The sequence below is a fragment of the Enterococcus sp. BWB1-3 genome, from assembly GCF_016745275.1.
Lineage (GTDB): Bacteria > Bacillota > Bacilli > Lactobacillales > Enterococcaceae > Enterococcus_L.
Window position 1 is genome coordinate 1 of sequence record NZ_JADOEP010000065.1, and the last position, 1,055, is coordinate 1,055.

1 pseudogene is annotated in these 1,055 nt (G+C 42.3%); it reads left to right on the forward strand.

Annotation, left to right across the window (positions count from 1 at the left end):
* Window positions 1-925 (forward strand): annotated as a pseudogene (locus tag IW492_RS17890) (IS3 family transposase); the annotation flags it as partial.
* Window positions 926-1,055 lie beyond the last annotated feature (130 nt).

Below are 1,055 nucleotides of genomic sequence, written 5' to 3' on the forward strand. Positions count from 1 at the left end.
AAAATGATATTTTAAAGCAAGCGGCGCTGATATTCGGACGAAAAGGGAAGTAATTACCCTCAACAAACATAAATACTCTATATCAGCGATGTGTAAAGTGTTAGAGATTTCCCGCCAAACCTATTATTACAAAGCCAAACCAAAAAAAGAAGAAGCGGCGTTGGAAAAAGCTGTAACAGACGAGTTCACAAGAAGTCGGAAAGCCTATGGTACAAGAAAAATCAAACAAGCATTACTTAACCAGGGCATCCAACTGAGCCGACGAAAAATAGGCCGGATTATGAAACGACGAGGGTTACAATCAAGTTACACCACCGCTCATTATAAACACCATGCTTCAACGAGTAATGAGGCAGCGACAGAAAACAGCCTCAATCGAAACTTCCTAAGAAAACGCCCATTGGAAGCGATTGTCACCGATTTGACCTACGTACGGGTAGGAAAGAACTGGCATTATATTTGTGTCATCATTGATCTGTTCAATCGAGAGATACTGGGTTACTCCTGCGGAAAACAGAAAGATGCCAAGCTGGTTCAACAAGCCTTCCATCGAATCAAGGAACCACTGACAGAAGTTGAACTCTTTCATACAGATCGTGGAAAGGAGTTTGATAACCAAACGATCACTGAGCTGTTAGATCGGTTTGAAATCAAGCGATCCTTGAGTAAAAAAGGGTGTCCCTATGATAATGCAGTAGCAGAATCAACCTATAAGTCGATGAAAGTAGAATTTGTCCGACAGCATCGGTTTGAAAGTCTTCACCAATTGGAACTGGAACTATTTGATTACGTTCATTGGTGGAACCATCTGAGGCTGCATGGGACATTAGGTTACGAGACGCCAATAGGGTATCGAAATCAGAGATTGGCGAAGCGAATCCTTGATGAGGAGCTCGGATATGATAGCGATAGCGAGGCAGTCTAATGTTTCATTATTAGCTTCTGCCGGTATTCCTCATATCCGAGGAGGCTCATTGTCAAGGACAATCGGACAATAACGCGAATTGAAATCGGACACCTTATAAAAACTGTCAAGAAAAGGGTTGCCATTCCAA